Annotated in this window: 16 protein-coding genes and 1 tRNA gene; 9 read left to right on the top strand and 8 right to left on the bottom strand. The window is 50.2% G+C overall.

Annotated elements, in window-relative coordinates:
- Positions 1-38 precede the first annotated feature (38 nt).
- The 7 genes from NF78_RS13090 (at position 39) to NF78_RS13120 (ending at position 8,393) form a co-directional block, all read left to right on the top strand.
- The gene (locus NF78_RS13090) at positions 39-1,676 is read left to right on the top strand and encodes an acetolactate synthase large subunit (protein WP_035986990.1); all 1,638 of its coding nucleotides are present in this window, start codon (positions 39-41) and stop codon (positions 1,674-1,676) included.
- A 124-nt stretch (positions 1,677-1,800) separates the two neighbouring features.
- Positions 1,801-2,541: a hypothetical protein gene (locus tag NF78_RS13095; protein ID WP_035986993.1), complete on the top strand. Its 741-nt coding sequence runs from the start codon at positions 1,801-1,803 to the stop codon at positions 2,539-2,541.
- 131 nt (positions 2,542-2,672) lie between these two features.
- Positions 2,673-3,485, top strand: coding sequence for a carbon-nitrogen hydrolase family protein (locus NF78_RS13100; protein ID WP_035986994.1), 813 nt, complete (start codon positions 2,673-2,675; stop codon positions 3,483-3,485).
- A 113-nt stretch (positions 3,486-3,598) separates the two neighbouring features.
- Complete coding sequence (locus NF78_RS13105; protein WP_225885292.1) at positions 3,599-5,038, top strand: cation:proton antiporter; 1,440 nt, start codon at positions 3,599-3,601, stop codon at positions 5,036-5,038.
- A gap of 54 nt (positions 5,039-5,092) precedes the next feature.
- Positions 5,093-5,165: transfer RNA gene (locus tag NF78_RS13110), tRNA-Thr, on the top strand.
- Positions 5,166-5,340: 175 nt separating this feature from the next.
- On the top strand, positions 5,341-6,492 hold the full coding sequence (locus tag NF78_RS13115) for a site-specific integrase (protein WP_035986997.1): 1,152 nt from the start codon (positions 5,341-5,343) through the stop codon (positions 6,490-6,492).
- A 293-nt stretch (positions 6,493-6,785) separates the two neighbouring features.
- Entirely contained in the window at positions 6,786-8,393 is a 1,608-nt protein-coding gene (locus NF78_RS13120) for a site-specific integrase (protein ID WP_081972609.1), read from the top strand.
- A gap of 22 nt (positions 8,394-8,415) precedes the next feature.
- Here NF78_RS13120 and NF78_RS13125 read toward each other — a convergent pair whose 3' ends face one another.
- Positions 8,416-13,791 carry a DEAD/DEAH box helicase gene (locus NF78_RS13125; RefSeq protein ID WP_035987002.1) on the bottom strand — a complete coding sequence of 1,792 codons (5,376 nt, stop codon included), beginning with the start codon at positions 13,789-13,791 and terminating at the stop codon, positions 8,416-8,418.
- 8 nt (positions 13,792-13,799) lie between these two features.
- Positions 13,800-15,908, bottom strand: a complete 2,109-nt coding sequence (locus tag NF78_RS13130; protein WP_035987004.1) for a 3'-5' exonuclease — start codon at positions 15,906-15,908, stop codon at positions 13,800-13,802.
- 336 nt (positions 15,909-16,244) lie between these two features.
- On the opposite strand from NF78_RS13130, the gene NF78_RS13135 reads away from it, so the two are divergent.
- Entirely contained in the window at positions 16,245-17,969 is a 1,725-nt protein-coding gene (locus NF78_RS13135; protein ID WP_035987006.1) for a DUF262 domain-containing protein, read from the top strand.
- Between the two features lie 24 nt (positions 17,970-17,993).
- On the opposite strand, the gene NF78_RS13140 is transcribed toward NF78_RS13135, so the two are convergent.
- The 5 genes from NF78_RS13140 to NF78_RS13160 all read right to left on the bottom strand — a co-directional run bounded on the left by NF78_RS13140 (position 17,994) and on the right by NF78_RS13160 (position 23,089).
- Positions 17,994-18,719 carry a hypothetical protein gene (locus NF78_RS13140; protein ID WP_035987007.1) on the bottom strand — a complete coding sequence of 242 codons (726 nt, stop codon included), beginning with the start codon at positions 18,717-18,719 and terminating at the stop codon, positions 17,994-17,996.
- A gap of 3 nt (positions 18,720-18,722) precedes the next feature.
- On the bottom strand, positions 18,723-19,580 hold the full coding sequence (locus NF78_RS13145; RefSeq protein ID WP_035987009.1) for a ParA family protein: 858 nt from the start codon (positions 19,578-19,580) through the stop codon (positions 18,723-18,725).
- Between the two features lie 56 nt (positions 19,581-19,636).
- The gene (locus tag NF78_RS13150) at positions 19,637-20,023 is read right to left on the bottom strand and encodes a type II toxin-antitoxin system VapC family toxin (RefSeq protein ID WP_035987011.1); all 387 of its coding nucleotides are present in this window, start codon (positions 20,021-20,023) and stop codon (positions 19,637-19,639) included.
- On the bottom strand, positions 20,016-20,261 hold the full coding sequence (locus NF78_RS13155; RefSeq protein WP_052050338.1) for a DUF2281 domain-containing protein: 246 nt from the start codon (positions 20,259-20,261) through the stop codon (positions 20,016-20,018). Before NF78_RS13155 ends, NF78_RS13150 begins: the two co-directional genes overlap by 8 nt.
- 353 nt (positions 20,262-20,614) lie before the next feature.
- Positions 20,615-23,089 (bottom strand): serine/threonine-protein kinase, encoded by a 2,475-nt coding sequence (locus tag NF78_RS13160; RefSeq protein ID WP_035987013.1) that lies wholly within the window; start codon positions 23,087-23,089, stop codon positions 20,615-20,617.
- A gap of 179 nt (positions 23,090-23,268) precedes the next feature.
- Here NF78_RS13160 and NF78_RS31845 point away from each other — a divergent pair, with 179 nt between their 5' ends.
- Positions 23,269-23,445, top strand: a complete 177-nt coding sequence (locus NF78_RS31845) for a hypothetical protein (protein ID WP_197064825.1) — start codon at positions 23,269-23,271, stop codon at positions 23,443-23,445.
- A 45-nt stretch (positions 23,446-23,490) separates the two neighbouring features.
- Here NF78_RS31845 and NF78_RS29420 read toward each other — a convergent pair whose 3' ends face one another.
- Entirely contained in the window at positions 23,491-25,185 is a 1,695-nt protein-coding gene (locus tag NF78_RS29420; RefSeq protein WP_072016068.1) for an ATP-dependent nuclease, read from the bottom strand.
- Between the last annotated feature and the right edge of the window lie 2 nt (positions 25,186-25,187).

The raw sequence follows: 25,187 nt of genomic DNA on the forward strand, positions 1-25,187 counted from the left end.
ATCCACCCCCTACCCATCCACCCCTACCCCCCACCCCTATGAACACCGCCGAACTTCTCGTCCAGTGCCTCGAAAACGAGGGCGTCGAATACATCTTTGGCCTGCCCGGCGAAGAAAACCTCCAGCTGCTCCAGGCCCTGAAGCGCTCCTCCATCCAGTTCATCACCACCCGCCATGAGCAGGGGGCGGCCTTCATGGCCGATGTCTACGGGCGGCTGACGGGCAAGGCGGGGGTGTGTCTCTCGACCCTGGGGCCGGGGGCAACCAACCTGATGACCGGCGTGGCCGACGCCACCCTCGATCGCGCCCCCCTGGTCGCCATTACCGGCCAGGTGGGCACCGATCGCATGCACATTGAGTCGCACCAGTACCTGGACCTGGTGGCCATGTTTGCCCCGGTCACCAAGTGGAATGCTCAGATTGTGCGGCCCAGCAACACCCCCGAAATTGTTCGCAAAGCCTTTAAGCTAGCCCAGACCGAAAAGCCCGGCGCAGTGCACATCGACCTGCCTGAAAACATTGCCGAAATGGAAGTGGTGGGGGCAACCCTGCGCAAGGACAGCCAGGAGAAGACCTACGCCTCGCTGCAGAGCATTCAGCAGGCGGCGGTGGCCATCTCCCAGGCCAGCAACCCGATGATCCTGGTGGGCAATGGGGCCATCCGAGCCGGCGCCAGCGAAGCCCTGACCGAGTTTGCCACCCAGCTCAACATTCCTGTGGCCAACACCTTTATGGGCAAGGGGGTGATTCCCTACACTCACCCGCTGGCGCTGTGGTCCATCGGGTTGCAGCAGCGGGACTACATCACCTGCGCCATGGAGCAGACCGACCTGATTGTCGCCGTTGGCTACGACCTGGTGGAGTATTCGCCCAAAAAGTGGAACCCCGACGGCAACCTGCCCATTCTGCACATCAACCTCACCCACGCCGAAATCGACAGCAGCTACATTCCCAAAGTAGAAGTGATTGGCGACATCTCCGACTCCCTGCACGAAATTCTGAAGCGGGTGAAGCGCCAGGGTCGCCCTGAGCCCCTCAGCCTCAAGGTGCGCGACGAGATCCGCGCCGACTACGAGCAGTATGCCGATGACTACGGCTTCCCGATCAAGCCCCAGAAGCTGATCTACGATCTGCGCCAGGTACTCGACGCCGACGACATCGTGATCTCAGATGTGGGGGCCCACAAAATGTGGATGGCCCGCAACTACCACTGCCTGCGCCCCAACACCTGCTTAATTTCCAACGGCTTTGCCGCAATGGGCATTGCTCTGCCGGGGGCGATGGCGGCCAAGCTGGTGCACCCCAACCGTAAGGTGGTGGCGGTGACGGGCGACGGCGGTTTTATGATGAACTGCCAGGAACTGGAGACGGCGCTGCGGGTGGGCACCCCCTTTGTCACCATCATCTTCAACGACGGCGGCTACGGGCTGATTGAGTGGAAGCAGATGAATTACTACGGCGAGTCGACCTACATTCACTTCACCAACCCCGACTTTGTCAAGCTGGCGGAGGCCATGGGCCTGAAGGGCTACCGGATTGAGTCGGCGGAGGACTTTGTTCCCACCTTGAAGACCGCCCTGGAAGATGACGTTCCGGCGGTGATTGACTGCCCGGTGGACTACCGCGAGAACCTGCTGTTTAGCCAGAAAGCGGGAGATTTGAGTTGTCTGGTCTAGGTTGTTGAATTTAACCAGGTTTTGGGTTTCAGGTGCCTGGAGCCGTTAACCCCACTTAAAATTTCCCGGCTGAGGCCACGGCACCACTGAAAAATGGAGGGTCTACCCTACGGCGTAAAGCGTTATGGTGCTCAATCTGGCAAAGTCGCCGCTGGCGATCAGTATTGGTGGGGTGGGGGCGATCGCGGCCCTCGTCATCGGCCTCTCTTACCTGCCCTCCGCCAGCGACCCTGGCCCGGAGCCTGAGCTGACCCTTAACAACCTCACGGTGTCCCCCTGGCAGCAGGGCATTGACCTGGGCTGGCAGGCGGCGGTGGCGGCCCAGAGCGCCCAAATAGAGGCCGACTGGCAGCGGGTCAGCGATCTGTGGGGGCAGGCGATCGCCGCCCTGGAGAGCGTGCCCGCCGATGCCCCTAACTATGCCCAGGCCCAGGCTAAAGCCGAGGAGTACCGGCGTAATCGGGCGATCGCAGGCGATCGCCTGGCTGCGGCCCGAGCCGCCTCCCCTGCCGTCAGCGACCTGCAAATGGCTCTGGCCGCTGCCCAACCGGGCTTTAGCTTTGCCCCTGGCCCCAATGCCAGCACCGTTGGCCGCTCCGCCGATGGACTGGCTAGCGTAGAGTTGACGAGCGATCGGGCGACGCTGGTGCTACCCCGTCCCCAGGCTAGCGCTCCACTTACCATGGCCCAGATGGTCTACGCCCACCAGTTTGTCGCCCTGACCGCCCCAGACGTGGATCAGCCCTGGTTGCTCGACAGCCTGCGCGCAGCCCAGAGCGATCGCCCCTTGCCCCCTTCCCCAGCGGCCATTGCCCTCAGCACCCGGCCCGAAGCGCTGGCCATTACCGTCGGCTTAGATCCCTAAGTCTTTGCGCGCCTGACTGTTTTGGGCTACGGCTGTTTTGGGCTAACTGAGTAAACCGTTCCCCTGAGCGAATAAAATTGATGCGTAGGGAACTGTTAACCGTTCCAGTCTCATCTCCAGTCAGGTAATTTATGAGAGCGTATCGGGCCGCCGCCGTACAGATGACCAGTGTGCCAGATTTGGCCAAGAACTTGGCCCAGGCTGAGGAGCTGATCGACCTAGCCGCCCGCCAGGGGGCCGAACTGGTCAGTCTGCCCGAAAACTTTTCGTTTTTGGGCGACGAAGCCGCCAAGATTGCCCAGGCCGACGCCATCAGCCGGGCCAGCGAGGCGTTTCTCAAAACCATGGCCCAGCGCTACCAGGTCACTCTGATTGGCGGCGGTTATCCGGTACCGGCCAAAGAGGGCAAGGTGTTCAACACGGCACTGCTGGTTTCCCCCGAAGGACAGGAGCTACTGCGCTACGAAAAAGTGCACCTGTTCGATGTCAACCTGCCCGACGGTAACACCTACCGCGAGTCCAACACCGTGATCTCGGGCCACCTGCTGCCGGATGTGTTTCCCTCCAAGCCCTTTGGCATTTTGGGTTTGTCGGTGTGCTACGACGTGCGCTTCCCCGAGCTATACCGTCACCTGTCTCAGCAGGGGGCCGAAGTGCTGGTGGTGCCCGCCGCCTTTACCGAATTCACCGGCAAAGACCACTGGCAGGTGCTGCTCAAGGCCCGGGCGATCGAAAACACCTGCTACGTGATTGCGCCCGCCCAAACCGGCTTCCACAACGCCCGCCGCCAGTCCCACGGCCACGCCATGATCATCGACCCCTGGGGTATGGTGCTGGCCGATGCCGGGGTTGAGACGGGAGTGGCGATCGCCGAAATCAATCCCGATCGCATTTCTCAGGTGCGCCGACAGATGCCCTCCCTGGCCCACCGGGTCTTTCCCTGAGGCTCTTTTCCTAAGGAAAACAACGGCTATAACGATCCCTGTGAACTCTTTACAGGAAGAAATCTCATGTACATTGTATGGGACGAGTTGTAGCGGTCTGCATGGCGAATTGGATGAGTGCCCTCATCGGCAGCGACCTGATTAGTGTCTCCCCCCCCTTTCTCCCGTTGACCTCTGGTGCCAGTCTCTGGCTTGCCGAAGTTGCAGAATCGGAAGCGGAGCTAGAGCCGCTGATTCTCGCCAGCGTGCTGCTGAGTTTGATAGTGGTCTACCTGGCTGCCAAAATTGGCGGTGAGTTGTGTGCCCGCGTCAACCTCCCCGCTGTGTTGGGAGAGTTGGTTGGGGGGGTGATTGTCGGTGTCTCGGCCATGCACCTGATCGTGTTTCCCGAGGGCGGCGGCGAGGTACAGTCGCTGCTGATGAACCTGGTGGGTATGACCACCAACCAGTCGCCCGAGGGTTTGCTCAGGGTATTTCAGGGCGAGAGCGAAGTCATCTCGATTCTGGCCGAACTGGGGGTGATTATTCTCCTGTTTGAGATTGGCCTAGAGTCTGACCTCAAAGAGCTGATTCGGGTTGGCCCCCAGGCGGCGATGGTGGCCATTGTGGGCGTGGTCGCACCCTTTGCCGCCGGTACGGCGGGGCTGATTGCGCTGTTTGGCATCGGCACCATTCCGGCGGTGTTTGCTGGGGCTGCACTCACGGCAACCAGCATTGGCATTACGGCTAAGGTGCTGGCTGAAATGCAGCAACTAAGCTCCAAGGAAGGGCAGATTATCATCGGGGCGGCGGTGCTGGATGACGTACTCGGCATTATTGTCCTGGCCGTAGTCGCCAGCCTGGCCAAAACTGGCGAAATTGAAATTCTCAACGTGGTCTATCTGATCGCTGGAGCCGCCGCCTTTCTGGTGGGGTCAATCTTTATTGGTCGCCTGCTCAGCCCCTACTTTGTCATGGTGGTCAACCAGATGCGAACTCGCGGTCAGGTGATCATCAGCTCGCTGATTTTTGCCTTTGTACTGGCTTATATCGCCGCCGCCATTCAGCTAGAGGCCATTCTAGGCGCTTTTGCAGCGGGCCTGATTTTAGCTGAAACCTCTAAGCACAAAGAGCTGGAGGAGCAGATCAGCCCCATTGCCGACATGCTGGTGCCGATTTTCTTTATCACCGTTGGGGCCCGCACCGACCTGAGCGTGCTCAATCCACTAGAACCAGCCAACCGGGCTGGATTGGTCATTGCCTCGTTTCTGGTGGTGGTGGCCATTCTAGGTAAGGTCATAGCTGGGTTCGTGATCTTTGGCCAACCCGGCATCAATCGCCTGGCGGTTGGAGTGGGTATGATTCCCCGGGGCGAGGTGGGGCTGGTGTTTGCCGGGGTCGGAGCCGCCAGTGGCGTCCTAACCGAATCCCTCGATGCCGCCATCATCGTTATGGTGATCTTCACGACATTTCTGGCTCCGCCCCTGCTGCGGGTGGTGTTTAAGGATGACGAGGAGGCGATCGCTCAGGCCATCAGTGAACCTATAGCCGAAGAGGTAGAATCCGCCCCATAGGTGTTTGAGGAGAATGAACTCCCTGACCAACCTTGCTATACTGAGTATGCTTTTGCTGGTGTAGCTCAGTTGGTAGAGCAGCTGATTTGTAATCAGCCGGTCGCAAGTTCGAGTCTTGTCACCAGCTTATCCCTAAAACCCCTGAAATCAATAGGTTTCAGGGGTTTTTTGTCGTCAGTGAATCCGTAGAGCCCAAGTACCCATGTTCTAAATTCATCACTCTTTTGGGTATCTTCCAAGCTTTTTGGGTGTAAATTGGGTGTAAATTGGGTGTAATTCAAACGTACTGCTGAGGTAGCTCTATGTACTCTAAAACCCCCACTGGCAAAGCTTCTAAAGGAACTGTTACGGTAATCACCTCTAATGGCCGGTTGCAGCTCCGATTTCGCCATGCTGGCGAGCGGCATTACATTTCCATAGGGCTGTCTGACAGCCCAGAAGGGCGCAAACTAGCTGAGATGAAGGCTAGAGAGATCGAGCTAGATATTCTTTCCGGCAACTTCGACCAAACTCTGGCAAAGTACAAGCCTCAGTCAGCAATGAGTGTGGCATCGCTGGACATTACACCCAAAACTACACCCAAGCTGAATGAGCTGTGGCAGCAGTACGTTGATGCCAGGAAGACTGGCAAGTCTCCTGCAACAATTCGGATGTACGGGTGGATGGCTAACCATTTGGAAAGGTGTCCTCACAAGCACTTGGCTGACTCTCAGGCCGTGTTTGATTGGGTTACTACCCACGTGCCCGCTGACTCGGCTAAGCGGGTTTTAATGCACTTGGGGGCCTGCTGCCGGTGGGCCAAGAAGTCAGACATCATTGGCTCAAACCCGTTTGATGGGATGTCTGCCGATGTCAAAGTGCAGAAGGCCGGGACAGAGGAGGAGGAGATCAATCCCTTCACCCGCGATGAGCGGGATCAAGTTATCGCGGCCTTCAAGGCAAATCGGTATTACGGCTACTATGCCCCTTTGATGCAATTTCTGTTTTTCACTGGGTGTCGCCCATCAGAAGCGATCGCGCTTCAGTGGAAACATATCGGATCCAAAGTCATAACTTTTAGGCAAGCGGTGATTTATGACGGTAGAAGGCTGGTATTGAAGGAAGGCCTCAAGACTCAGAAGTTGAGGAGGTTTCCAGTCAATGCCCAGTTGACCGAACTGCTGGAGTCGATCAAGCCCGCTTCAGCTGATCCTGAAGCGTTGGTATTTCCCAGTCGGGAATTCAAATTCATCGATTGGCACAACTTCGCGAACCGGGCCTGGGCCAAAGTGATGGCTTCTTTGACAGATATTGAGTACCGCAATCCCTATCAGACTCGGCATACGTTTTGTAGCCTTTGTCGAGAGGCAGATATACCCAGCATTCAAATTGCTAAGTGGGTAGGTAACTCCGCGCAGATGATTGATCGGGTCTATGCTAAGCCGACAGATCATATTCAGGTGCCAGAGTTGTGAAACTCAAACTCAAGGCTCTCAATCGCGCACGCCCTAGGTCAAAACCTATGGGCGTTTTTGTTTTCAAGAATTCTCTAAATCAACAAACTAAATGTCGATTGAGGGCTCTCGATAACCTGAAAAAGCGCTAGGATTAATTCTCCTAAAATCCTAAAGCCTATCAATAGGCGGCAGCTGAAAGCATTGCCGTGAAGGGAGTCTAAAGGTATTGGATATTATTAGATATGTATTTATTAGCCGTCTTTACAAGCATTATAATCGTGCTATAGTTTCATTTTTAATACTCCAAGACGATGGCCTATTATGTTCCTGTTTCGCTATTTGATGTTCTGGAGCTATTCAATAGTTCAGCTCCTGCAAGAAGTAACCCAAAGCTTGTGGGTAACCTAAAGACTGTTCTTCGGAAATATATCTTGCCGAACTATGGCTTATCTCCTTTGTCGCTGAAGCAGGAGGAATGTTTAGTTGCTTCCCTGAAGTCACTGAAGTTTCGCGACTTTAAGAATGTGGAGTTTTACTTGCTAAAAACTGCTACTAGTGTTAGCAAAGGAACCCTTGCTAATTACAAGTCAGTACTTAGCCGATTCCTAAGCTGGGCGCAAGATCAAGCTTGGTACCATGATGCCGCTGGTACCTATGACGGTCAGCTCGCTCCTCGATTGAGAACTGACTACAGTCTTAAAAGGGCTCGAAGGGGCAAGGGACGACCACGAGCCGCTAACCCTCATAGCCTTAAAGCTCATGAACTCAACTCGACTTTGGTCAAGCAGATAGAGCAATTCCATAATTTTTTGACAGCACCAGAAATTCCTAAGCGCCAAGATCGCCCCTTAAGAGAGGTTACTTATAAGTCTTACGAACTTTCCATCCGACTTTTCGGTGGGTGGCTTCATAAGGTTCAAGACCTTCCTTTAGATGAAATTAGGTTAGAGATGATGGCTGACCGAGATTGGCTAGATGACTTCATAGCCTGGGGAATCAATGAACGTAAAAATAGCTATGGCTGGGCTATTGTTACTAGTGCTGCGGCATTAAATGTTGCAAAGTGGCAACACTATAAACGCTCAAAACAAGCCAAATACCGAGATATAGAAGAAATCGAGGATATTCGAGCTTTGATGATTCAAATTTCCCATAAGCGAGAAAGAGAACCCAAGCGCACTATTTCTAAGGAGGTGCTGGCTGAAAAATTGATTACTCTCGAACAATGTATTGAAGTGGTGAACTATTTAAGAAAGTGCTGTGCTCCCCAACTGTCACGCCTGATTAGGGGAGAGGGCAAGCGTAATGTTGCTGGAGGGAAGCGATCTGATCTAGCAATTATGCAGAGTTGGCAACGATACTTGCTTATCGCAATTCTGACATACTGCCCAATTCGTCAGCGGGAACTGAGAGAACTAGAGATAGGCAGAACCTTATTTCGGGAGGAGGATGGCTATGTGGTGCGACTCAGTCCTGAAGACCATAAGACCGGGAGTAAGACCGGCAAGGAAAGGGAATTTGCCTTACCCTCTCACTTGACTGCTGATTTAGATGAGTGGATAAATGTCTGGAGACCTAAGGCTACAAAGGCACATCAACTTGTTTTCTTTCAAATTTCACCTCAACTGCCTGAGAATCTTGGGAGCCCGTATTTGGGTACTAGGATTAGCGAGCTAGTCACTCGCACTATGTACAAGGTGACAGGGGTTCTGTACGGCGAGCCGAAGCGGACTTCACCCCACGATTTTCGACGAATTGCCATCACTTGGCAGCGAAAACATGGCAGCCGTGACCAGGATGAGGCGTTGGCGGAGATGATGGGGCATTCAGTTCGGGAGGCTGACAGAACCTATAGCCAGTTGACCAGCCGTGAGAGAACCGAGAAGGCTCAAAATTGGTGGAAGGCTCAATCGTCTTGAGCACTACGGGTTAACAGACTGCTTAGGGGAGCAGGCTGGAAAGAATCGAGAGCTGACTGCGCCAGTCTTGGTCATAGCGAAGAACTAGGACGGAGTAGCCAGCGCTGTACCTTAAGTTGTCTCGGTCAATCTGGTCTTGCTCCCGTTGATCTGGATGGTCGTGGACAGAGCCATCACAGAAGATAGCCACTTTTTCTCTTGTGTAGAGGAAGTCGGGCTTACAGTTAGCAACTTCAATGAGGGTTTGGGCGGTATCGGGCAGTTTAAGACCTTGCTGATAAATGGCGTCTAACACCTGACGCTCTAAATCAGAGCTAGGATCCGTTTGGGCTATAAGCCACGCATAATGCTCATCTCGTTTATCGCTATCTACATGGAGGCAAACATTGCTGGTGGTGAGCTGATTTAGCCAGGGCCGGATCAGATGCCGGTTTAGCAATGGATGGTCAAACTGATTGCGATAGGACAACAAGCATTCGTAGCAGGCTTGGATGCAGCTTTCTTTTTCGTGGTTAAAGTGGCAAATATCCAAAGCCTCGGCAGCTAGCCGTTGAAATGATTTGGGGTCTTCCAGAATCTGTGAGAGCACCCCAGCTCCACCCTCTGAGGCCTCCCAGAATAAGATATGGTGGCCTTGCCCCAGCCGCTCAGAGGCTAGCTCATCGTTCTCAAGTTTATAAGCAGCTTGAATAGCTCTCTGTAGTGCGTATTGGAAACTGGCCAAAAACGCTTCTGAGTTTTCGGCAGGAACTTGGCAAGGCTCCACCATTAAGACATTACAGGTGTCATCTACAACCAGATGTACCTGGCTGTGTAGTGAGTCTGGAGCTAGCTGTTCTTTTTCTTGCTTGGGTTCACCCCATAAGCCGGTGGCCGTGTTTAACTTAAAGCCAGCTTCCTGGCGGTTGCGAGTTAGGCCTCGATTGATACGCCATAGTTTGGCTGTTTCCCCAAAGGTGAGCTTGAGCAACGAAGTGCCATCTTCGGCTTCAACGGTGGCTACGACTTTTCGCCCTTCGCTATAGCGGAAGTGTGTAGTGACGTTGTAACCATATTTGAGGCGTTCTTCTTCATCGCAGGTAATGCGTTCTCGCCGCCGGGTCAGCATGGTTTCCATGGTGAGTAAGCGGTTTAGCTTCGGCGGGTTGTTACGGCTATCAGCCTTGAGCTGAGCACCGCAGTTTTCACAGAATTCTCTTAAGGAGTTGTCACCATCGTGGAAATAACCACAGGTTGGACATAGCGCCACCCGTTGATAGGCGGCTTCTATACCCCCAACCGGGGTGCGGGTTTTAGATATTTGGAATTTACTCCCTTCGTAGTAGACAATGTTGCCTGGGGCAAATTCACGAATGGCTACAACCCTTGGTCGCGAGATGAATTCCCCATCATCTCCGGCTTGGATATACGTGCGCACGGGCAAGCGGGGGAAATTGTAACCCGGCAAAAACCCCTCAGAGGCAAAGTAGCGGTAGGGATAAAACTCAAACTGGGTGTGACCACTGCCAGGTTTTACTTGGCCAACCAACAGGTCTATTTGTCGCCGGGCCTCGCGCTCCAGGGCCTCGGCATTTTTCCGTTCTTCATGGGTCACATTGCCTCGGGCCGAGCGGTCAATAACTTGGCGAGCGGTTTCTAGCTGAGCCACGGCATCGCTGTAAAGGGCTCGCCAGCGATCGCACGCCCTGTCAAAGCTATTAAGGGCCGTCTCCAGCACGTAGCGCAACCAATCTTCGCTGTACCAGGCCGCCTGGGTTAAGTCGTTTTGGCAAATCCTATCTTGCAAGATAGTCTGGGCTGCCTTTAGACAACGCTCTAGGCGGTCTGATGCGAGATGCAGTTCGTTGCGGATGCTTTCCTTGAGGGGATAGCTTACTTGCTCCAGATCAAGCAGCTGGTTCATGGAATTTTCCAACGATAGCCCTGTATGGGCTAACCAGATGGAATGAATGTGGGCACGAATGAGATCTTGGTTACCCAACTCTAGTTTTGGAGGGACAACGACCCCAGCCACCATTTGATCTTGCCGCTTAAAAAAATACTGATCGTGGCCACTGCCGATGGAGGCATAGGTGATGACCAAAGCAGCTTGCCCACTTCTACCGGCTCGACCACTGCGCTGGGCATAGTTTGCTGGGCTAGGAGGGACGTTCCGCATGTGAACGATGTTCAAATCGGAAATATCGATACCCAACTCCATGGTGGGAGAACAAAATAGGGTGGCGAGTTTGCCGTCTCTAAATTTCGCTTCACGCTCCTGGCGTTTTTCGTTTTTGACTTGGCCGGTGTGTTCTCGTCCCTCTAGGTTGTGGATGCCTGAGCTGCTTTGTTCGTAGAAGGTTTGGAAGAACTTATTTACTTCGGTGAAGGCCACCTCACTTCCCTGAAGCCGCTTGGCGGTCATGGGGTCTGGAGGGATGTGGGTTGCTTTTTGGGCGACCCATTTCAGAGAATCTACCCGGAGTTGAATTTTGTCCTGCTCTTGGAGCAGAAAGCCCGCATCGGCTAGAGCCGCTACAAACGCTCGAACGAGCGCGTCATAGTCAGCCTCGGAAATTGGTTGATTCAGCCAGGGCCAAGCTCGCTCAGACCGCAGAAAACGGCCTATTTTGCTACGGGCGGTGAGCTTCACCTGGGCCTTGCCCCAATCTGTACCGCGCTCTGATTGGTGGTATGTGGCCCATTTGGCTTCATGAAGCTTTTCATACATATCGAACGACCAGGGATCGGCGATCGCTTGATTAACTTCCCTGAGAAGCTGCTCTACCTTCTCAGTCTGGAGCAGGTCGGCATCGAGCGCCAAGTCTTTGCGGAGTTGGTCTAAAAACGCTTTCACCACCTCACAGCGTTGCTGAGCTGTAGCCTGCAATAAGATGCGGTGAGGGTATCTCTCCCATAGGCTATTGGAGGTGCAAACTTCCTCAATGCCATCATATTCAATGGCTAACAAACCGCACTGCTCTAAATTGGGCTGTACAAAGCGCCAACCCTTTCTCAGGTCTTCATAGAGCCGATATTCCACTAGCTTCTGAAAGGCTCGCTCATTGCGGCGCTTGCCTGGGCCATCAAATTCGGCGGGTTGTTTGGCGTAGACGGTCTGCGCCAGATTCATTTGTTCCACGACACACCGTACTAAGTCGGCATGGGTGAGAGATGATTTGGCCGTGAGGGCACGATTTAGCGCTGCTCGCAGCAGGCTAGTTTGCACAAAGTCGTTAAAGTGTCCTGCCTGGAGCGAAGCATCCTGACGGTTATCAGTGAAGCTGAGCACCTTTTGGGCGGTAGGTTTTACCGCATTGCTGCTTTTCAGCCGGTTGACAGTCGATAGGCATAGCAGGGTTGTGGTGGTGCTGCGACCTTCACTGCTGAGACGAGAGAGTTTAGTAAACTCGCTCTTGCGGCGGTCATGGACGATACCGCAATTGAGGCAAACGCTGAATGGTTTGGGAGAGAACCAAAACTCAGTGCCTTGCAATAGTGAGCTGGTGACGCGCCCATTGGGTAGCACCCGCAGGCGTTGAGGGATAAATTGGGCGTACTCTTTTTTCGGCACTCGCCCTTCCCGCTTAGTTTCCCGGAACCAGGTATCTGGCAGGCGATCAGCCTCGCTTTCGTTCCATAGCCCTGGCTCGTTGAGGGTGAGGTAGCCTTCCTGAATGACCGACTCATCGGGATTGAAATCGAGCTGAGTGGGTAGAAGAGGCTGGATCTCGTCGCGATCGCGGTTGTAGAACACCATGTAGTAGTCCTGTCCGCATTCCCGACAAAACACCAGGGGGTAGAGTAGCCGGTCTTCGGTAGTGGCGTACTGGCCTTCTAGGGTTAGCTCACGGCTTTTTGCCGGTTCTGCTGTCGCGTAGACGCTTCCGCCTTGGGAGATGAACTGGTGCAACCTAAAGGCCAAGCCTTTGGTTTTGCTGCCCCAGAGAAACATTTGCCGGAGTGTAGCCTGGCATAGCTCCAGAGGCGTCTGAGTTAACTCTGATAGCTGTTGTGCCCCGGCAGAAAGCGCGATCGGGGTACGCCGCACTAGGTGTCCCGCTTCGTCCTTCAGGCCAAAGGCCAACTCCATCCAGGCGGCGAGGGGATGGGCCTGAAACGTGGCTAAGGACTGCTCATTTTCGCTGGGTAAGGGCTGCGCAAGGGCTGTCTTGAGTTCTTCGGGGGTTGGTTCTGGTCGTTTAATCGAACGCTCTAGGGTTTCGTCGATCACATGATCAGCGTTGACCTCGGTGCCAAAGAGCTTGCTGGCAACCTCCGCAACGGTTTGCTTGCGATCGTCGCGGTTGCCCTCGGTGGACATGGTGGCGCTGGTGCCAATGCACAGGAAGTCTTGGCCACAGCGCTGGCGCAGTTTGCGCACCAGAATGGCGACATCGGCCCCCTGCCGACCGCGATAGGTGTGCAATTCATCGAGCACGAGAAACTTCAAGTCGCTGGAGGCTACTAGCTTTTCTTCGTGGGTGCGGCTGAGCATCAGCTCTAGCATCACGTAGTTAGTGAGGATAATTTGGGGTGGATTGTTTTGAATGTCGGTCTTTTTGGTCAGGCTTTCCTGGCCGGTGTATTGCTCTACGCGAATAGGGGAGCCTGGGATGCCCCCCAGGAATTTATCGAACTCTTGCTTTTGGGAGTTGATCAAAGCATTCATGGGGTAGACCAAAATGGCCCGCACCCCTCGGATGCCTGGATTGCGCAATAGATCGTCGATGATGGGCACAACGTAGGTCATGCTTTTGCCAGACCCGGTGCCTGTGGTCAAAACATAGGGCTGCTCTTGGCGAGCAATGCGAAAGGCCTGCTCTTGGTGGTACCTAAAGGGGTATTTGGAAACGTAGTCGGGGAAGTAGCGGGCACAGTCTGGGTGCAAGACACCCTGTTCGACCAGTGGCGCAATGTAGGCTCCAGGCCTGTAGGAGGGGTTGAGCTGTACCAGTGGGTCGGGCCAGAGTTCGCCTTTCTCTAGCTCTTGATCGACAAAGGACTCAACTTTGCTGTCGCGAATTTTGAGGAAGCTTTTGACATAGCTACGGTAGTCGCTGATAACCTCATCCCGCAGGTTAAAGATATCGAGGGGAGTAGAAGGCTCTGAATCGGCTGCTGATAGGGCTAGGGGGGCAGGGGGAGAGACAACACGCCCCAGTCGAAAGTTAATTCTCGCAATGAGCTGCTCAGCAAACGTTTCTGTCAGCGTGCTGGAGTCGATGACCTCAGAGAACTCCAGTAAGTCCCAGCCTGAGGGAGCTGCTGACAGCAACAGGTCGAGCTTGTCGTCGGGAGCTGCGTCTACCCCAGAGCAATCAATCCAAACATTGCCCAGAGCCATGAGTTGGCTGATCTGGGCAATCAATTCATCCCCTTGCTGGATCAGATCTTGGAGTTTAACGGGTAGTTTCATAACCTTGCCTATCTTTGCCAGGAGGGTGCAGTGAGGGATTCGAGCAGTAGGGATGGGCTAGAGCGGGAGCCAATTACGGTCAGTGCTCGCATGGCTCTGGAACATCCCACGTAGAACAGTCGCCGTTGTTCATTGATCGCAGCGGGGCTTTCTTCTTCAGGAAGGTTGGGGTCGAGTTTGGGCAAGCGCCCCTCTTGTAGACCAACCACGGCGACAAAGGGAAACTCTAACCCCTTGGCAGAATGCAGGGTGAGCACTTTGACACAGGTGGCGTTGAGATCGAGCTGATTGCCCTGGAAGAACTGAGTTTTAAGGCCCAGGCTCGACAGCCGCTCGGCAATGTCTTCGCCCATCTGGTTGCTGGGGCACAGCACGGCCCCACCGTGGATCGGCATGCGGTAGGTCTTAGCTGCCTGAATGAAAAAGTCTCGGACTAACTGGGCGGTTTGATCGGCACTGTCGGTCATGAGCACAGCTGGAATCTCGCCCTGGTGAGGAGATGGCTCCTGCACCACACACTCTGAATCACCCGCATCGGTGCCCTGGAGGATGACGGTACAGGCGGCGGTAATTTGGGCTGTGTTGCGATAGTTGCGTTTGAGCAACAGCGTTCGGCCTGTGACCCGCAGGTCTTGGTGAATTTGCTTCCAGCTAAAGCCTCGCTGATAGAGGGATTGCGAGGCATCGGCGGTGAGGTAGACCCCTTCTAGGGTTGGCACTAGCCCCAGCAGAAAACGTAGGGAAACTGGGGATAAGTCTTGAGCCTCATCAATGACCACGGCTTGATAAGGTTTCAGGTCTAGCTTAAGGACGACCTCTAGAGCCTGCATTCGCATCTGAGCCCAGGTGATCAGCCCGGTTTGGGCCATAAGTTGCCGCCAGCGCTGGTAGGTAGCCCAGAGGGCTTCGCGCACAGGGGCCTTGAGGGGAATGCCGCGACCTCGGCGCTCATGGGCCAGGTAGGCTTCGAGGGTGTCGATACCCCAGCCCTCAATGACGGTGTCAAATTCTTGGAGCAGATAGGGGCTGCCTAAACGCTGTAGGGATTGCTGCCTCACCTGTCGGTCAAAGGCATTGCTGCCGGGTATCGCGGTTGTCTTGATGGCTTCTTCTAGCAGGTTTTGGCTTTGGTAGTCTTGGGCGAACTTGGGTTTGCCGTAGGTGGTGGTGTACTGCCGATAAACCAGGCCATCCACCGTACTGACTTTAACCCCGGCTTTTTCGGGGGGCTGCTCTAGCAGTTGGGTGAGCAGTTGCTCGGAGTAGGCCACCAAGGCTTTGGTGTAGGTGGTGAAGAGAATCGGCTTGTACCCTTGGCTCAGCAGCGTTTCTACCCGGTAGAGAGCCAGGGTAGATTTGCCGGTGCCGGGGCCACCCTTAACCAGCACGGGGCCTTGTTTGCCAAAGTCCCGCAGGGCTTCTTGCTCGGGGTCGAGCTTGAGCAGAAAGGCGCTGAGGTTGCCTTCTACAAAGCGATCAAGGTCTTCGGGCTGCTGGAGAATGTACTCTCGCTGAGCCGCGATTTCTTCGATGGGGCGAGGGTAGAGGTTATCGATAATGCGGCTGATGAGATTCTCGGAGATAGGCAGCTCTAGAATGCCTTCGGCGTTGCTGACCTTGAGCACATCTGGCCAGTGGATAGCCGGAATTTGCCACTGCTGCAAGAGTGACTCGGTGAGCGCTACCGGCAAGGATGTGGTGATTTGGCCAGTGGTAGAGCTGCTTTCCGGCCCGACATCTACACCACCCTTAGTGGTTGGGGTCGAGGGGACGGGGTTGCCTGCAATGGGCTGGGGGGTGAGAATGCTGTCGCTGGGGGGCGGGGAAGGAGCATCAAAGTCAGGGATCTCGATTTCGTAGGTGCGCTCGTCGCGCTTACGGATGCTGAGGAGTTTGACCCAGCCTTGGCCAAAGCTGTAGAACAGCCGATAGTCGCCTAGGCGGACTCGATACACGTTGTTGGTGTAGCCTTTCAGTTTTTTGGCGTCGCCCTGGGCTGAGATGGGGTCTGCCTCAAGGGTTTTGACGACTTTGCTGACTTTCTTCTGAACGGCTTGAGGCAGGTTCAGAAGCTCGTTGAAGAAGGTATCGGCTACGGAGATGGCCCAGGTAGTCACGGCAATCCAGAATGGGGGGGCTTAATGAGCGGACGAGTTTACGGCGTTAAGCTCAGGTAAATTATTCCGCTATCAGTAATTTTGCCCAATCTACTTGGGTAACCTTCGGTAAGTTGAGAGAACTTCATGAAGATTTCTCATTGGCATTCTTGGGCATTATCAGGACGGTGCGGGTAATCTTATTGAAAAGGCATACCTAATGCACTATTTTTAGTGTGACCACTTGTGATCTTTTTTAGCTCGAAAAATCGTCGCACTTCTTAGTCAAGATTGAAGGTTTACACAGCCAGACTTTACTCAAGCATTATTCTAATTTAGAGAACAGGAAGATAGACCATGAGCGAGATCAAAAGCGAAAAGATTCTTGTCAAAGATATTTTTGGCAACATGTGGTTTCGCATTCCCGAATACCAGCGCCCCTATGTGTGGGGCTATGAGGAAGTTAATGATCTACTGGATGATCTAACTTTTGCGATGCAAGAGAAGCCTGACTCTGAGTATTTTTTGGGTTCTTTTGTATTTCAGGCAAAAGCTGCTAATCCTCAGTTGGGGCAAGAGTTTGATGAAAACGATCTCCTGGATGGTCAACAGAGGATGACTACCCTCTTGCTATTGCTAGCAGTCATACGGGATCTAACAACGGATGAAGAAGCTAAGGAAGACTGCCAGAAGTGCATTTACCAAAAATCTAGCAAATTCAAGAAAATTCCAGAAAGAACAAGACTTGTCTTTAGCATTAGAGAAGATGTTGAAAAGTTTTTGGATAAATTTATCAAGGTTGTTGGCGGCACCAATCTGATTGATGAACTAGAAAGTGTTCGCAAGAGTACAGCGGATATTTCTTCACGCAACATGGCTGCTGCAATTTTAGAAATTCGCAGATTTTTTGAGAAGTATGAGGTCAACTCTGAAGACCTTCTTGCTTTTCTCCTCAACAATGTCTTGCTAATATTTGTTGCCACTGAAGATCTAGAAGACGCCTTTCGGTTGTTCATGATTCTGAATGATCGAGGAGTGCCCCTCAGGAATAGTGACATCTTAAAATCCATCAACCTAGGTGAGATTGAACTAGAGAGCGAAAAAAAGAAGTTCGCTGAACTCTGGGAAAACGCAGAAAGCGAACTCGGCGATGATTTTGACCGTTTCTTAAATCATATCCGAACTATTTTGGTAAAGGAGAAGGCAAGATTAAACTTGCTTCAAGAGTTTGAATCTAAAATCTATAGTAGCAAGGACAAAGGAAAGTCTTCTGCCGAAACAAAGCAACCCTTGCTGAAGAAAGGCAAGGATACTTTTTTGGTGCTGGAAAGGTATCTTGATATTTACACGAAGCTATTTAGTGGAAATAACTACGACTTCACTAATAGCTTTATCTTTGACAACTTAATTCAGGTTATGCTCACAGGTCTGCAATCGACGGACTGGATTCCACCTCTGCTGAGATATTATGACAAGTTTGGCGAAAAGCAAATTCATGAATTCTTAGTTGCTCTTGACAACAAATTCTCTGCGGATTGGATTTGTCAGTATGCACCAACGGTGCGTATTGACGCAATGAATAATGTGATCAAGGAGATTGATCAGGCTTCTACTGTGGGGGCTCTTTTTGAGTCTGGGTGCTTCGATATAGACCGTCATCCCTTTTCGCACATGGTTATGGGAGATGTCTATGGAAGAAGGTTTGCGCGATACGTTCTGTTGAAGCTGGACTATCTCTATAAGAATCATGCTCAGAAAATGGATTTCTCGACCTTATCGGTGGAGCATATCCTGCCGCAAAATCCAGATGCTGGGAGCCAGTGGGTCAAAGACTTCACTCAAGAACAGCGAAAGGAAATGACTCATAAGCTAGGCAACCTAGTCTTAATTACCCGCCGCAAGAATGCTTCTCAGGGTAGGCGCGACTACCAAGATAAAAAGACTAGATACTTTGAGCAAAATGTTGATACTTGCCCTAACTCTCTACGAATTCTCAACAAGTACTCTAGTTGGACTCCAGATTCCTTCCAAGAGAACCATAATCTGGTGCTGAAAAAGCTAAATGCCCATTATGGTTTGTAGTCATAGGCCAAGGCGGCGAGTAATTTAGTACAGGCCGCTCCAGGTGTCGATGATGGCGAGCATTCGTTTGTCGCCGAGGCCATCGACTCGTTCGACGATGTCAGTGAAGGACTTGAACTTGGCCTTCTTGCGTTCTTGTTCGATGCCTTTGAGCATTCGTTCGGCGGTTTTGCCGCGCACGTTGGCAGAGGCCAGCTTTTGGGCTAGTTCGGGTAGGCTGAGGTTGTTGAAGGCGTCTAGGGGTTCTACCCGTTGAGGGAGCTGGGCTTTGAGGTCGTTGACGGTTTGCTCTAGGCGGTTGATTTCGCGATCTTGAGAGCGCTTGAGGTCGCGGATGGCTTCGTCTAGGCGGGATTCTAGGTTGGTGATGCGGAGGTCAGAGTTGCCAGAGGGGGCTGGGGTTGCCGCCGGGGTTGGCTGGTCTGAGGTTGGCGTGGGCTGTGGGTTTGGGCTGAGAAGGGCAGCCTGCTCGACTGCTGCCTCCTGCTGTTTGGGAGGGATAACAAAGGCGTTGACCATTTCGCCTTTGCGGGGATCGAGTTCTTTGGCGCGAACGGCGGCGTAGTACTCTAGGTCTCCGGCGAGGACTTCGTAGGTTTCGGCCCCGGTTTGTTTGAGTATGAGGGGGGAGAGCAATGCCCCGGTGGCTAGAATGCTTTGGGCCAGGGTTTCTAGTTGGTCTACTTTGAAGTTGGATCGCGGTGTAGTGGATGTGATGCTTTTGACATCGACTAGGTAGTATTCGGTCATGGATTAGGCCCCCATTTTGGTCATGACTTCGTAGGAGAGGTTTCTGAACTCTTTAACGGAGTCGCAGTCGCGATCAAACTCAAAGATGGATTTTGGATCAGGGATTTCTATCATACCGACGGGAAGAGTTTTGTTAACGCAGTTGGAGAGGGCTACCCGTTCGTAGATGACGGTCTCTAGGGTAGGGAAGCCGTAGCGTTGGGTGACGGCTTCTTTTTGCCGAGGGAAGACGAACTTGAGGTATTGAGTGTTGGTCAGAATTTTGGAGGCGAGCACCCCTAACACCTCTAGAGGGGCTTTGCCAATGTTGGAGCGGGTTTCGTTGACTTCGCTGATGAAGTATTTGACGTTGTTGAGGCCCTGGTTGGCGAAGGGCTTCATGTCTGAGGGGATGATCAGGTAGTCGGCGGCGATGAGGGCGATTTCGGCGTAGATGTCGCGGGAGGGTGGGGCATCGATGATGGTGATGTCGTAGCTGTCTTCAACTTTTTGAAGTTTGCTGTTGAGGCGAAACCGGCTGGCGGCCAGCTTGGTAAGGCGATCTTGATTGTCGATGAGGGAGATGTGGGCGGGCACTACGTCGATTTCTGGCGTGTTGAAGCCGTTGGACTTTCTGACGATTTCGGGGATGAAGTTGAACTCGCCGGATTCGAGCAGTTGGAAGACGTTGCGGTTGACGAGATCGTCGTCTTCCTCGAATTGGAATTTGATTAGCCCGGTGCTGAAGGTGGAGTTAGCCTGGGCGTCGATGTCGATGAGGAGGACGCGCTTGCCTTTGTTTTGGAAGGCGGCGGCGAGATTAACGGCGGTGGTGGTTTTGCCCACGCCGCCTTTGTTGTGATAGATAGCGATGGTTTTCATAGGATTTGTTTAATGGGGATGAATGATGGCTAGCGCCACTCTAAGGAGTAATAGTTTTAGGGATAGGGGAGCAAGGAGAGCCCGGAAATAAAACGATAATCGCGCTGATTTTTGCTGAGTAGAGGGATGTTGAGGGCTAGGGCTGTGGCTGCAATGAGGGCATCTGGGATTTGGAGACCATGACTGAGGGTATAGGTTTGCATGAGTTCGACGGCTTGGTCAGAGGCTGTTTCGGAAAGAGGGCAGACTTCAAACTGCTGGAGGAATTTGTTTAGGGCCTGCTGTTCGGTTTTGTTACGGCAGCCAACGAGCAGTTCCATAACCGTAATGGTGGAGATGCCGAGGGTTGCGGTTTGGCTTTCGGTGGTAAGGCGTTGCTGGGCGGTGGCCTCTTTGTTGGCGACATCAATCAAGATATCGGTGTCGATGAGAAGATCAGCCATGGTGACGCTGCCACTGCTGCTGACGGGTTTGCCTGACCCAGGCAGCGCTGTCTTGCATTTCGGGAACGTCGCTCCACATGCCGACGAAGGGTTGGTCGGTAAAGCTGATGGGCTGATGGGGTTTGTTGGGTTGGGGCTGATAGCGCTGTTTGAGGAAGCTGACGAAATCGAGGATGAGCTGTTGGGCTTCTTCGGGCAGCTCTTGAATATCTTGCTGAATGTGGTCTAAGGCAGGCATGATGACCTCGCATGGGAGCTTACAGCGGTTTTGCTTAGGTAGCACGTTATGGCTAGGCTCAACACAATCTGGGGTAAGTAGTGGGCAATGTCTACCTTACAAGGGCTAAGGTTCCGTTAGCGTTGTGCTCTTGATATCGGTATTGGCTTGACAAAGTTTATAGAACTGTTTGTCTGTCAGGTCAATGATTGTGATGAAGTCGAGAGATGACAGAGTCACAGGATAACAATGACTGGGCAATGCCCATGCTATACGACTAAAAATAAATTCTATCCTATTTTATAAAGAGGCTAAATCATCCTTCTATCTGTAGACACTTCATTTTCTTTGGACTTAATTTAAAGGGGAAGTGCTTAAGTATTACGAATGAACTTGAGGGCAGAAGCAGCAGATTGAAATCTATCCATCTTGTTTCCTGCAAACAACTTCAAGATCCCCTGCGCTAACTTTTCTGGTAAGTCATTTCTAACTTGCTCAGATAAATTTTGAATAATTTCCAAATCATACTCACCGGCCTGGCTCAAGCTAATATCCATACCTGTGGCTGCCTGTGCCAGGGTCAAGCCTAATTGGTAAAGATCTATATCCGGGGTCCATGGACCCACTACAAAATCAGGAGGCAAGTAACCTGGAGTATGTGACATAGTCCTCACTTCTTCATTGGCAGCAACTGATATGTTGAAATCTATCAACACAGGGCCTCTCACATCCGTCAAAATGATATTTTCAGGCTTTATGTCGCGATGCACTTTTCCATGCCTCGCTTGCTCCATTTGAGTAAATTCTTGAGGCAATAGATCCTTCTTGCTGCGCAGTTTTTCTACTAGATCATGGTCAGGATGAATATACTTTAAGGCTTTCAATAGCTTTACAGCAACATCCTTTAGCTCATCGGGTGCCAATCTAAAACTGCGTTGACATTTAGACCGGAGGGATTGTCCTTCCAAATATTCCATGACTAAATAAGCTTTTCCATCCCCTGTTTGTCCAAATGTAATTAACTTAACGATATTTGGATGGTTAAATTTTGATAGAATATCAACTTCCCTTTGGAGCTTGAAAATTGATCCCGACTCTAAAACTTTTATAGCTACATATTTCGACTGCTCTGATAAATTTCCTCCTTCAACTCTTTCAGCCTTATATACTTTTGAGAATCCTCCTGAATGACCAACCAAGCTCTCAATTTTATAGGTTCCTATTCTTTCCCCCAATACTAGAGTACTATCGTTTTGATAAACACTTGCTCTTATTTCCCGAGTGTTTTTCCTTTTAACCATCCACGTTTGAAGAGGTTCGACTTTGATATTACATGCCTCGCCATCAAATTCTATAATTCCATAACCTTCAAGATGAGAAATATCGTTAGGAAATAATTCAGCGAGTTCCTTAAATTCTCCAATTTTTCCTTTTGCTAAGGTTTCAAGGAGGATAAATTCGTTTTCATAATATTGAGACAACACATCAACCATTTGACTTACTTGAGATTCTACTAGTTTTAAGAAATTAGCTGCTTCTTTAGAAACATCACTGCTTAAGACGCTCTTGCTTTGTCCCTTATTAGATCTTGCGTTATGAATTGCTGATCCGTAAGCTCGCATTAAGAGAGGGTGACCTCCAGTTCTTTGATGAACCATATTCAGAGCATCACTTTGCCAAGAAAGACCCATAAGAGAGCCGATATCTTCGAGCAAATTCTTGCTATCCTCAAAAATAAACGGGCCTAAATACTTTTTTTGGAAAAAGTTAAAAATTGGATTATCTGAAGATTCAATGCTTGTCTGCTCAACAATTTTTGGATTGGTGCCCGTCACAAAATAAGCAATTCTGCCTGAATGCTCTTGATACATTCCTCTTAGAATACGCCAAACCCTAAGAAAGTCTTGTGGTGCCCAAGAAGAACCGTAAATCATTGATGGTGGAGCCATCAGCTCTACTTCATCAAAAGCTATAATAAATTTTTTGTTGGTCGCTTTGATGATTTTCTGGAAATCTACAACAAAACCTTCTCTGATAAAATCTTTGTTATCTATAGCGGAAAAAAGCTCATATTTACCAAAAAGAACTAAATTATCTATTCTCTTTTTTCCTATAGAATCTAGTATAGATTCGCCAAGACTCCACAAAAGATATTCTGCTGTAGGTGAAACTCCATCAATCCGTTGAATATCTAAGTAAGCAATATAAACACTATAACTTTCCTTCAATATTTCTATTAATCGATATAGGAAAGAAGTTTTTCCCATTTTCCGTAGGCCAAATAAGCCTATATTTGAGGTGGAATTTGCAAGTGATGAAGAAATCTCAGAGAGCAACTTATTGTGCCCATAAAAGTATCTTGGTATTTTTATGGGATCAACAACCCAGTACAAATCTTTTACATATAGTCTAGATTGGAGTGTTGACAGAAAACTCTCTGGATTAGTTGATAAACCCCTTATTTCGCTGATTGAAAATCCAATGATATTTATGGGGGATATCTGTGGAGATATCTGCGCTACATTTTTAGCTGTTTCCTTGTCTTCAGTAATGATAAGAACAAAATCTTTGCCTAATCTGTTTTCCTGAGTCGCAATTTCAACTGCTTGCTCAATGGTTTTTGCCTGAAAGTCGTCAAATTGCACAACCCAGATAAGTATCTCTAAGTTCCCAACACCTAAAAGATCCTTGATTCTCTTTGTCGGTTTAAGATAGAATCCCCAAAGCCTAAAGGACTTGAAGTGTATCCAAGTGACTTTGAACCCAGAAGAGATTAATAGGTCATGCAAGGTTTTCCTGAAGGGATCTTGACTAATAAATTCCTTTATTCTTGTAGAGTCGATAGCCATAAATTTTTACCTTATTATTTTTTAGGGGTTAGTTCAACTCACTGACAAAAATTATTTGATTAAACATTTTCATGGAATTGAAGACATAAAGATAAACAGCCTCTTGACTCACTAAAATTACATCATTGTTTAAGCCAAGGACTCCCAAATAGCCTATCCCAAGCTTCAAGAACCAGGCGTTGGGTGCGGTATTCGCCGAACTGTTTGATGTCGTTGTTTTTGAGGCCGCGGAAGGTTTCGCTGGGGAAATCGGGGCCGTGGATGTCAGCGGGGTCGAGGATGTAGCGGAGTTCGTCGCGGGTGAGGCCATAGAGGTGGGTGTGGTAGGCATCGAGTTCGGCGCAGAGAAGGTTTAGCAGTTCGCTAAAGAAGGTGTTGGCAAATGAAAATGTCCAAGTACATTAACGCTGAGACTCCATTTGTTGTGTCAACTTTTCTAAAGCAGAATCTATAACTTGACAAACATTTATCCACCGTTCTGCCCATTTGTAATCATTTTTTTCTTTTGCCAATGCCTTCATAAAGTTAGAAAACTGAGTTTTGCTAGTATCCTTAACTCTGAAAGGTTCAACATAATTAGAGGCATCTACAGAAAAATCATCGAACCATGAGGAATGTTCTTCATATGCGTTAATAATCCATTCATCTGGAAATAGTCCTTCTATAGCAAATCGATTTCGTACAGAAACATAGTGTAGGTTAGGATTGAACGGAATTTGTTTGTTGCTGAAGTAGTGTTGAAGTTTTCTTCTTTCATCTTCAGCGGCTGAATCGCCATCAAAAACAGAGACTACAATAGTTTCTTTGCTTATAAATTCATATGTAGCGCGTAAGAATCCCGTCAAAAATTTGATACCTCCAAAGTCCATGAAGCTGTTTTCTGCTGATCTAAGATATGGCCAAGAGCTGCTAAATCCGTCATGATTATTAGGTATTAAATCTAAAATCCATAAGAAGTAATCTCGATCTGTTGGGCCTTCAAGTAGCACATTAAATTTTGAGAAATTATAGTAATCGCTAAATCTCACTCCTAATGAACCACGCAGAGATTTGCCCGCCTCAAAATATGTCTTGAAGCTATTAAATTTAGTTCTTCCTGAAGAGTCTAACTCTGTTCCTATAACGATTTTTGGATCTTGAGGAATAAAGCTCAAGGAATGCGTAGTAGACACAACTAGTGCATATTCCTTAAGCTTTTTCAGGATTTTGTCGCAGTTAAGAGATAATCCTGGATGCAGATATGATTCTGGCTCTTCTAATAACCATATGACACTTCTTCCTCTAGATATCTCTTCGCTTGTAATCCATAAGAATGATGCCATCATTGCTGTAGATTGGATTCCCATTCCTTTTCTAAAAATCGACGTTTCTTCAGGATCACGAAGCCTAAAATCAAAGCCACTAATAAATTCTTCCAAAGAATCATTTGGAACTCCAAAAGATGCTTTTATTCCTGAAATACCTACATCAGAAAAAACCGAGTTAATATTTTCTGCCGTAGCATCTAAGATGCCGCGAATATCATCTATATATGTATATATCTTTTCCGCCACTAAGCTTTTCAATGAAGGAACTAAAAGATCGTTGTAAAGTTCTTTTACGCCTTTCTCAGAAGGAATGTAGAAGCATGCAAATTTTGATAGTAGATCTGTTACTAGCTGTCGATGTTTAGCTGAAAATTGAGCTTGCTTATTACCTCTAGGCTTTTTGGCATTTGGAAAAAATTGATATGTTGGATTAGAATTAGAGCTGAATTGGAGATTAAGTGAGATTTCTGTCTCATCATTTCGACTAGTACCTAAAATACTATGTAGCTCATCTAATGAGTCATAAATATCTTTATCATTCTCAAGAGGATCGCCTTCGAAGACAGCAACTAGACTTGTTCTAGAGCGTGTGTCTCTAAAAGTTAAGTCTAAGTCTCTTTGATAATTATATTTGTTATCAAGTCCTGTGAAAAGAAGCTGAATCGCTCTTAATATATTAGTTTTTCCAGTATTATTTGGGCCGACAATAGTCATACCTTTAGAGAGATCTAAAGACTGTTCAGAAGAAATAGTTCTGTATGATTTTATCCGGATATTCTTAAGCCTCATTT

It is taken from the genome of Leptolyngbya sp. KIOST-1 (assembly GCF_000763385.1).
In the GTDB taxonomy this organism is placed as follows: domain Bacteria; phylum Cyanobacteriota; class Cyanobacteriia; order Phormidesmidales; family Phormidesmidaceae; genus Nodosilinea.